Consider the following 2,515-nt stretch of genomic DNA (forward strand, 5'->3'; position numbering starts at 1 on the left):
AGTTTAAAAAAAAATAGAAGACTCTGAATTCTGACTTTTAGTATTAATTTTTCCAACAAAAACAGTATTATCCCTGTAGTCATAACGGGTGTATTTAATTAAAAGTGGCTTCATATAGTTCTTATTTGCTTACAAACTAGATTGTATTTAAGTGTAAATACAGTAGTTCAAATATATTAACCTTTACAAAATCAGTATTATTCCTGTGGTCAGAATGGGGTTACTCAATGGAAAGTGGCTTCATCTACTCTTGACATTTTTATGTCTTATTTCTCGAAAGATGGTTATAAATCTCAGTAACAGTAAATAGATTAATAAGAATTTACGAATTTACTAAGATTTGCTCATCTGAAAATAACGCTACTGTCGTTGAGTTTCACCACAAACCTAGATGTAAACTGATGTATCTTAAAATACAAAAGTTTGATGCTTTTTACTTGATTTCAATTGTGGAAGAACTTTATACGAATTTAGCTTACACGTATCGAATTTAGCTGAAGTAAAAGCAAAATGAGCACAACTCCTATAGGTAGCTACAGGTTGTTCCAGAAACTACATCCGCTATCTCTGTTGGCACAATTAACCAGTCGGCGTGCTACAGGGTGCTTAAGCATATTTACTGGAATAGTTTCTTGGTCAATTTATCTAGAGGACGGTAAACTTACTTATGCCTCCTATTCAGATAAACTGTTTGAGCGGCTTGACAGTCACTTGCGACGCTTAAGCCAGCAAATTCCTGCTCTCAACAGCGCCACTCGCGTGCAAATGCGGCTGATGTTTGAGACGAAGAATGAACATCAATCAATACCAAATGCGGATTACCAAGCTATTTGTTGGTTAGTAAATCAGGACTATATTACCTCTGTGCAAGCAGGAAGCCTGATAGACGAATTAGCAAAAGAAGTGCTGGAATCATTTCTCTGTTTAAAAGAAGGTAGCTATGAATTCAGTCCAGAAAGCTCTTTAGATGAACTACCAAAGTTCTGTCGCCTGGATTTGCGCTTACTTGTTGAACATTGCCAAAAGCAGTTACGAAATCGGCAAAATATCCAGTCATCAATTCCATCTGGTGGCGGTTCTCAAGTTTTGTCTGCAACACAATCATCTCAAGTTCAGCCACAACTGCATATAAAAATTGGGCAAAACTTGCCGATACCAATTAATTTTGATATCCCTGAGAATAATAAAATTACTCAGCCACCTGTTGGCAAAAAACTATATACAATTGCTTGCATTGACGATAGCCAAACGGTTTTGAATTCTATCAAACATTTTTTGGATGAAAACACATTTTCAGTTGTGATGATCAACGATCCAGTAAAAGCTTTGATGCAAATTCTACGGAGTAAACCCGATCTGATTTTATTAGATGTTGAAATGCCAAGCTTAGATGGTTATGAGCTATGTTCATTATTACGTAAACATTCAGCTTTTAAGAATACACCAATCATTATGGTGACTGGGAGAACAGGCTTTATCGACAGAGCAAAGGCTAAGATAGTCAGATCATCAGGATATTTAACTAAGCCTTTTACACAATCAGAATTGCTAAAAATGGTTTTTAAGCATCTTGGTTAATTTAGGAATTAGAATTCAGAATTCTTATAAAAAGCTAATACGTTTAATCTATTTTTTTAGGAGATTTAATAGTGAGCCTGACTTTGCTTGGCACAATTTTAATTGTAGAAGATTCTCCCAGCGAATTGGAATTAATGAGCCATTATCTCAAAGAAAGTGGTTACAACGTAATTAAAGCAAGTGGTGCAAAAGAGGGTTTAGAAAAAGCTGTGTTAGAAAAACCAGATGCGATCGTTACTGATGTAGTTATGCCAGAAATGAGTGGATTTGAATTGTGTCGCTCTCTGAGAAGAAATCCAATTACTGCAAAAGTGCCGATTGTGGTTTGTAGTTCTAAAAATCAAGAAATTGACCGTTTGTGGGCGATGAGGCAAGGTGCAGATGCCTATATAACTAAACCTTACACCCGCGAACATCTCCTACGTACTATTAAATCAGTGGTAATTTAAATCAATGACTAGTACAAACATTACTCTTGCTTCCAAAGCAACCCAAAATAACTTAGCAGATGGTTATCTGAAGTTTCAGCTAAATCAACAAACTACTGCTGTTTTATCAATGAAGCATACGCAAGAAGCTATTCTTGTGCCTGTTGAATCTATTACCTCAATGCCTAATATGCCCCCCTGCATATTAGGATTAATGAATTGGCGGAGTCGGATAATTTGGGTAGTTGATTTGCCAAGAATGCTCAATTTAGAATCCCTAGATTATCGACTGCGACAGTACAATGTGATCGTTATCCAAGTGGAATCATTAGTGTTGGGCTTAGTTGTACAAGAAATAAAAGGTACAACCAAGTTCATAGTTGATGATATTCATTCTCCTATAGGACAAGTGACATCCAGTTTAGTTCCTTATTTATGTGGGTGCGTTGTGCAGCAGGAAGAAATATTACTAGTATTAGATGCACAGGCGATTGTACAGTCTTCTATTC

3 protein-coding genes are annotated in these 2,515 nt (G+C 36.1%); all 3 read left to right on the plus strand.

All coding sequences use genetic code 11. The annotated features are described in order from the left end of the window. Positions 1 to 510 precede the first annotated feature (510 nt). Positions 511 to 1,578, plus strand: a complete 1,068-nt coding sequence (locus RRG12_RS42850; protein ID WP_420763024.1) for a response regulator — start codon at positions 511 to 513, stop codon at positions 1,576 to 1,578. Positions 1,579 to 1,649: 71 nt separating this feature from the next. Beyond that, positions 1,650 to 2,027 carry a response regulator transcription factor gene (locus RRG12_RS42855; RefSeq protein ID WP_069071198.1) on the plus strand — a complete coding sequence of 126 codons (378 nt, stop codon included), beginning with the start codon at positions 1,650 to 1,652 and terminating at the stop codon, positions 2,025 to 2,027. Positions 2,028 to 2,031: 4 nt separating this feature from the next. Then, positions 2,032 to 2,515 (plus strand): chemotaxis protein CheW (locus RRG12_RS42860; protein WP_420763271.1); only part of this gene is annotated, 484 nt, incomplete at its 3' end.

The organism is Nostoc sp. CALU 546, assembly GCF_048836525.1.

Coding starts and splice junctions, on each gene's coding strand:
- RRG12_RS42850 (WP_420763024.1), top strand. CDS start 511: ATGAGCACAACTCCTATAGGTAGCTACAGGTTGTTCCAGAAACTACAT.